At 65.7% G+C, this 6883-nt stretch carries 7 protein-coding genes and 1 pseudogene; 6 read left to right on the top strand and 2 right to left on the bottom strand.

From position 1 onward, the window contains the following. The 6 genes and pseudogenes from A5624_RS01900 to A5624_RS01875 all read left to right on the top strand — a co-directional run. Positions 1-217, top strand: a pseudogene (locus A5624_RS01900) (magnesium transporter); the annotation flags it as partial. 24 nt (positions 218-241) lie between these two features. Beyond that, positions 242-1654: an extracellular solute-binding protein gene (locus A5624_RS01895; protein WP_066860642.1), complete on the top strand. Its 1413-nt coding sequence runs from the start codon at positions 242-244 to the stop codon at positions 1652-1654. Positions 1655-1764: 110 nt separating this feature from the next. Further along, positions 1765-2586, top strand: a complete 822-nt coding sequence (locus A5624_RS01890; RefSeq protein ID WP_197518898.1) for a carbohydrate ABC transporter permease — start codon at positions 1765-1767, stop codon at positions 2584-2586. Positions 2587-2602: 16 nt separating this feature from the next. Further along, positions 2603-3427: a carbohydrate ABC transporter permease gene (locus A5624_RS01885; protein WP_197505124.1), complete on the top strand. Its 825-nt coding sequence runs from the start codon at positions 2603-2605 to the stop codon at positions 3425-3427. 4 nt (positions 3428-3431) lie between these two features. Then, positions 3432-4610 (top strand): ABC transporter ATP-binding protein, encoded by a 1179-nt coding sequence (locus A5624_RS01880; RefSeq protein WP_066860636.1) that lies wholly within the window; start codon positions 3432-3434, stop codon positions 4608-4610. After that, the gene (locus A5624_RS01875) at positions 4607-5194 is read left to right on the top strand and encodes a suppressor of fused domain protein (protein WP_066860633.1); all 588 of its coding nucleotides are present in this window, start codon (positions 4607-4609) and stop codon (positions 5192-5194) included. Before A5624_RS01880 ends, A5624_RS01875 begins: the two co-directional genes overlap by 4 nt. 82 nt (positions 5195-5276) lie before the next feature. Here A5624_RS01875 and A5624_RS01870 read toward each other — a convergent pair whose 3' ends face one another. Both A5624_RS01870 and A5624_RS01865 read right to left on the bottom strand, forming a co-directional pair. Next, a complete protein-coding gene (locus A5624_RS01870) occupies positions 5277-6170 on the bottom strand; it encodes a hypothetical protein (RefSeq protein ID WP_066860630.1) in 894 nt (297 codons plus the stop codon). Between the two features lie 137 nt (positions 6171-6307). Then, positions 6308-6883 (bottom strand): magnesium and cobalt transport protein CorA (locus A5624_RS01865; RefSeq protein WP_197499454.1); only part of this gene is annotated, 576 nt, incomplete at its 5' end.

The following is a 6883-nucleotide window of genomic DNA, read 5'->3' as shown; positions in this document are numbered from 1 at the left end:
GGGCTTCTTCAGTCCCAATCCGTGGGGAGCGCTGGCCACGGGTCTGGTCGCCGGCGTGTTCTTCGGGTTGATCACCTCCGCCGTTCCGTATTCGATGGCCCGCGGCACCAGGGATTTCAGTTCGACCATGCAGCTGGTAGCCGGGCGCTACGACGTGCTCTGTGATCCGCAGAACGCAGAGAAGGCGCGGGATCTGTTGGCGCGCTTGGCGATCTGAGCCGCGCCCGAGAGGTGTGAATTGGTGGTGATTCGTCGCGGGCGCGTGCGCCGGGTAGGCGCGTTCGCGCTGACGACGGCGATCATCGCCGCGGCGGTATCGGCCTGCGGTTCCGGTGGCCATGGCTTGGTGATCAGCTTCTACACCACGGCCGCCGACGGGGCGACCTTCACGACGGTGGCGCAGGACTGCACTAGGCAATTCAACGGTCGCTTCGCCATCCAGCAGATCAGTCTGCCCCGGGCCCCCGGCGAACAGCGTCTGCAGCTGGCGCGCCGGCTGACCGGTCGCGACCGCACGCTGGACGTGATGTCGCTGGACGTGGTGTGGACCGCCGAGTTCGCCGAAGCCGGCTGGGCGCTGCCGCTGTCCGACGATCCCGAGGGACGCGCCGAGTCCGACGCCACGGTCGACACCCTGCCGGGTCCGCTGGCGACGGCGCGTTGGCAAGGCAAACTGTACGGCGCCCCCGTCACCACCAATACCGAATTGCTCTGGTACCGGCCAGATCTGGTGCCTCAGCCACCGCGAACCTGGGACGGCATGGTGTCCGAGGCCACCAGGCTGCACGCCGCTGGGCAGCCCAGCTGGATCGGCGTGCAGGCCAACGAGGGCGAAGGCCTGGTGGTCTGGTTCAACACGCTGTTGGCGAGCGGCGGCGGCCAGGTGCTCTCCGAGGACGGTCGCCGGGTCACGCTGACCGACACGCCCGCGCACCGGGCGGCCACCGTGACCGCGCTGCGCGTCCTCAAGTCGGTGGCCGTCGCGCCCGGAGCGGATCCGTCGATCAGCCGGACCGACGAGAGCACCGCGCGCCTGGCCGTCGAACAGGGCCGGGCCGCGCTCGCCGTCAACTGGCCCTACGCGCTGGCGTCCATGCTGGAGAACGCGGTGAAGGGCGGGGTGCCGTTCCTGCCGCTCAACCGGAACCCGATGCTGGCCGGCAGCATCAACGACACCGGCGCCTTCGTGCCCGATGACGAGCAGTTCCGCATCGCGTACCAGGCCAGCCAACAAGTGTTCGGGTTCGCCCCGTATCCCGGCGTGGCGCCCGGCCGCCCGGCCAAGGTGACGATCGGCGGGGCCAACCTGGCGGTGGCCAGCACCTCGCGTCACCGTGCCGAAGCCTTCGAAGCCATCCGCTGCCTGCGCAATCTGGCCCACCAGAAGTATGTTTCGCTCGAAGGCGGGCTGCCGCCGGTGCGCGCGTCGCTGTATTCCGACTCGCAATTTCAGGCGAAATACCCGATGTACACCATCATTCGCCGCCAGCTCACCGATGCCGCGGTGCGCCCGGCGACGCCGGTCTACCAGGGGGTGGCTATTCGGCTCGCCGCGACGCTGAGCCCGATCAACCAGATCGATCCCGAGCGGACCGCCGACGAGCTCAGCACGCAGGTGCAGAAGGCGATCGACGGGAAGGGGCTGCTGCCGTGACCGCCACGGTCTCCGAAACCCGCACCGCGCCAACGACATCGGTCCTACCACGGTGGCGCCGCCGGCCGGCGGAACGGAGGTTGGCGTTTCTTCTGGTCGCCCCCGCGGCGATGCTGATGCTGTTGGTGACGGCGTATCCGATCGGCTACGCCGTCTGGTTGAGCTTGCAGCGCAACAACCTTGCCGCCCCCAACGACACGGCGTTCGTCGGGCTGAACAACTACGTGACCATCCTGACCGATCGCTATTGGTGGACGGCACTGGCGGTGACGCTGGGCATCACGGTGGTCTCGGTCTGCCTCGAATTCGTGCTGGGGTTGGCGCTCGCGCTGGTCATGCACCGCACCATGGTCGGCAAGGGCCTGGTGCGCACCGCGGTCCTGATCCCGTATGGCATCGTCACCGCGGTCGCGTCCTACAGCTGGTATTACGCGTGGACGCCGGGCACCGGTTATCTGGCCAACCTGCTACCGCAAGGCAGCGCACCGCTGACCGAACAGGTTCCGTCGCTGGGGATCGTCGTGGTCGCCGAGGTATGGAAGACAACACCTTTCATGTCGTTGCTGTTGCTGGCCGGTTTGGCGCTGGTCCCGGAGGATCTGCTGAAGTCCGCCCAGGTCGACGGCGCCGGCGCGTGGCGGCGGCTGACACGAGTCACCCTGCCGATCATCAAGCCCGCGGTGGTGGTCGCGCTGTTGTTCCGGACCCTGGACGCGTTCCGCATTTTCGACAACATCTACGTGATCACCAACGGCGCCAACAACACCGGATCGGTGTCGATGCTGGGCTACGACAACCTGTTCAAGGGCTTCAACCTCGGGCTCGGATCGGCGATCAGCGTGCTGATCTTTTTGTGCGTGGGCGTCATCGCGTTGGTGTTCATCAAGGTGTTCGGTGCGGCGGCGCCCGGGGGTGATGTCGATGGCCGCTGATCGGGCGGGATTGTCGATCGGCGCGCGGCGCACCGCGCTCTGGGCCGTCGTCGACACCCTGGTAGGGGTGTATGCGCTGCTGCCCGTGCTGTGGATCTTCAGCCTGTCGCTGAAGCCGAGCTCGACGATCAAGGACGGCAAGCTGATTCCGTCGTCGATATCGCTGGACAACTATCGCGGCATCTTTCGCGGTGACTTCTTCAGTTCGGCGCTGATCAACTCCGTGGGGATCGCCCTGATCACCACCGCGATCGCCGTGGTGCTCGGCGCCATGGCGGCGTATGCGATTGCCCGGCTGGACTTTCCGGGCAAGCGACTGCTGGTGGGCGCCACCCTGTTGATCACCATGTTTCCCGCCATCTCGCTGGTGACGCCGTTGTTCAACATCGAACGCTTCGTCGGCTTGTTCGACACCTGGCCGGGCCTGATCCTGCCGTACATCACCTTCGGGCTGCCGCTCGCGATCTACACCCTGTCGGCGTTCTTCCGGGAGATCCCTTGGGATCTGGAGAAGGCGGCGAAAATGGACGGTGCGACACCGGCTCAGGCGTTCCGCAAGGTGATCGTGCCGCTGGCCGCACCCGGCGTGGTGACGGCGGCGATCCTGGTGTTCATCTTCGCCTGGAACGATCTGCTGCTGGCGTTGACCCTGACCGCCACCAAGGCGGCCATCACCGCTCCGGTGGCGATCGTGAACTTCAGCGGCAGTTCGCAGTTCGAGGAACCGACCGGATCGATCGCGGCGGGCGCCGTCGTGATCACCGTCCCCATCATCGCTTTTGTTCTAATCTTCCAACGACGAATCGTCGCCGGGCTGACCTCTGGCGCTGTGAAGGGATAACTCGATGGCCGAGATTGTGCTGGAGCATGTCAGCAAGAGTTACCCGGACGGCGCGACGGCGGTGCACGACCTGAACCTGACCATCGCCGACGGCGAATTCCTGATCCTGGTGGGCCCTTCGGGCTGCGGCAAGACGACCACCTTGAATATGATTGCCGGGCTTGAGGACATCTCATCCGGCGAGCTGCGCATCGGCGGTGAACGGGTGAACGAGAAGGCGCCCAAAGACCGCGATATCGCGATGGTGTTCCAGTCGTACGCGCTGTACCCGCACATGACGGTGCGGCAGAACATCGCCTTTCCGTTGACGCTGGCCAAGATGAAGAAGCCCGAGATCGCCCAGAAGGTCGAGGAGACGGCGAAAACCCTTGATCTGACCGAACTTCTGGATCGCAAGCCGTCACAGTTGTCGGGTGGGCAACGCCAACGGGTGGCGATGGGCCGCGCCATCGTGCGCCATCCCAAGGCGTTTCTGATGGACGAGCCACTGTCGAACCTGGACGCGAAACTGCGGGTGCAGATGCGCGGCGAGATCGCCAGGTTGCAGAAACGGCTGGGCACCACGACCGTCTACGTCACCCACGACCAGACCGAGGCCATGACGCTGGGCGATCGCGTGGTGGTGATGCATTCCGGTGTCGCGCAACAGATCGGCACGCCCGACGAGCTGTACGAGCAGCCCGCCAACCTGTTCGTCGCCGGCTTCATCGGTTCACCGGCGATGAACTTCTTTCCGGCCACGCTGTCGCCCGTCGGGCTCAAACTGCCGTTCGGCGAGGTGATGCTGACAGCGGAGGTCCAGGAGGTGATCGCCCAGCATCCGCGGCCCGCGAACGTCATCGTCGGCGTGCGGCCCGAGCATCTGTCCGACGCCGCGTTGATCGACGGCTACCAGCGCATCAGAGCGCTGACCTTCGAGGTGAAGGTCGACCTGGTGGAGTCGCTGGGCGCGGACAAGTACGTCTACTTCTCCACCGCGGCGTGGGCGGCGCACTCGGCCCAGCTGGACGAGCTGGCCGCCGAGTCGGACGCTCACGAAACCCAGTTCGTGGCAAGGGTTCCCGCCGAATCCGCGGCGGCCATCGGGCAGTCGATCGAATTGGCAATGGACACCACCAAGCTGGCGGTCTTCGATGCGGACACCGGGGCCAACCTGACCATCGCGCCGGCCGGGGCACCGTGACACAGGATCAGCTGCGCGCGCATCTGCGGGCACACTTCACCGACGCCGAGCCCGACGCGGCGAGTGTGACGTTTCTGGGCACCGAGACCATCGAGGTGCTGCGTTTCCGCGAGCCGGACACGACGGTGCACTACGTCACCCTGGGCTGCTCACGCCACCCGATGACCGAACCGACGCTGGACATCGCCGACCCGTTGCGCGGTCCGCGCGCCGAAATCGTGCTCCAATTGCGCGATCCCGGCCCGATCACCGGCATCGCGCGCAGCCTGGCAGTCCTGGCCGCGGCGCCGGCCGTCGACGGTGTGGTGCTGTGCGCGGACGCGCTGGTCGATCTCGGTTCGCCGCTGTGGGCGTCCCCGTCGGCGCGGGTGCCGTTTACCGCGGTGCTGCTGGGCCGCAGCGAGATTGGCGATCTGGCGCTGGATCCGCCACGTGACCCCGTGCAGTTCCTGTCGGCGACCCCCATCACCGCAACCGAGGCGGCCTGGGTGCGGCTCAAGGGCGCCGAGGCGATGCGGCAGGCGTGGGACAACGACGGCGTCGATGTGCTGGACCCGAATCGCCCCGCAGCACAACCTAACTGACTATTGCCGAGCAGACGCAAAAGCACCCGACACGCCGAAGAATTGGGTGCCTTTGCGTCTGCTCGCGACGGTCTGCGTGGACTCAGCCCGCTATGCGGGGCGTCCTCAGGTGACTGTTGATCCGCTCGACCAGGCCGACCGGATCTCTTCGGATGTCGTCAACTGTCATCGGAATACATGTCCATCCACACTCCTGCAATCGCGCGGTTTTCAGCCGGTCGTGCAGTAGGGCATCGCGGCCGACGTGCCATTCCACGCTGTCGTATTCGGCCACGACCATCGCATCTGGCCAGGCGAAATCGACACGCCACAGCTTGCCGTAGCGGTCCAGGATGGTGTGTTGCAGCTCCGGTGTGGGCAGCCCGCTGGCGATGAATACGAGTCGCGCCTCGCTCTCCATCGGTGATTCCGCGCGGCCGTCGGCATATTCGACTAGCTTGCGGACCTTCACGATTCCGCGGCGTCCCCACTGTTCGCGAATCGCCGCGGCCAGTTCCACGGCCGTACAAGCGCCGATGTGCAGGGCGGCATCAAGCGTCGCCAGGGCGCGTGGCGGCCGGAGTGCTCGGGCTACTTCGACTGCGGTCCACGCGGGCGCCGTCGCGAGGCGGCCGTTGACTTGCCGCAGCGGCGCACCGATTCGCTGATGCACCATAACCCCAGGTGACGGGCGCATCCTTACGCCTGGATCAAGGACATGGAGTCGATAGGTGCTTTCGGTGTCGAAGCCGTACAGGCCGGCAGCGGTACCTAGGCAAGCGACGACCGGCTGGCCGACTACCAGGTCGAGAGCGGCCAGCATGCCAGCCGCATCGGGTTCTCTCGCCGCATAGACCCCATGGCATACCCGAATCAGCTTGCCGGACTTCACAAGTCCGACCAAACGCCTGCGCGAGACCACGGTCAAAAGTTGAGAAGTAGTTGCCAGCCCGCCACCGTCGAAAAGCACTTTTTCGATGTCCACAGCCGTAAACATGCGCCAAGGCAAGCGATCCAAGTAGCCAGTTGCTCCGGCGATGTGAACAAACCTGTGATCCATGCGCGACGACCAGACGCAAAAACACCCGACACGCCCAAGAAATGGGTGCTTTTGCGTCTGCTCGGCGAAAAGCGCTAGAGCCAATTGTTGCGCCGGAACTGGAAATACAGTCCCACGCAGGCGACGGCCATCACGGCCATGATCGCCGGATAGCCCCACGTCCAGTTCAGTTCCGGCATGAAATGGAAGTTCATCCCGTAGATGGCGGCGACCATGGTGGGCACCGCCAAGATGCCGGCCCAGGCCGCCATCTTGCGCATGTCGTTGTTCTGCTGCATCCCGACGCGGGCCAGCGCCGCCTGGATCAGCGAGTTGAGCATGTCGTCGTAGCTGGCGATCTGGTCCGCGGCCTCGGAGTGGTGGTCGGCGACGTCGCGCAGATAGCGGCGCACCTCTTTGGAGATGACGTCCTTGTTGTCCATCTGGATGCGATGGAACGCGGCCGACAGCGGATTGACGCACCGGCGCAGTTCGACCACCTCGCGCTTGAGCAGATAAATCGGCTCGACGTCGATCTTGCTGCCCGGGGCGAACGCCAGCCCCTCGATGCCGTCGATGTCGGCCAGCATCAGGCTGCTCACCTCGAGGTAGTGGTCCACCACGTGGTCGGCGATCGCGTGCATCACCGCGTAGGGGCCCAGCCGCATCTG

It is taken from the genome of Mycobacterium sp. 1482292.6 (assembly GCF_001672995.1).
Classification (GTDB): Bacteria; Actinomycetota; Actinomycetes; order Mycobacteriales; family Mycobacteriaceae; genus Mycobacterium; species Mycobacterium europaeum_A.
Note: the sequence above shows the minus strand (reverse complement) of the source record. Positions and strands in the feature narration are given on the sequence as shown.

Bases quoted from the DNA above. Each gene is read 5' to 3' on its own strand.
- A5624_RS01870 (WP_066860630.1), bottom strand. From the start codon at position 6,170: ATGTTTACGGCTGTGGACATCGAAAAAGTGCTTTTCGACGGTGGCGGG.
- A5624_RS01890 (WP_197518898.1), top strand. From the start codon at position 1,765: ATGCTGATGCTGTTGGTGACGGCGTATCCGATCGGCTACGCCGTCTGG.
- A5624_RS01880 (WP_066860636.1), top strand. From the start codon at position 3,432: ATGGCCGAGATTGTGCTGGAGCATGTCAGCAAGAGTTACCCGGACGGC.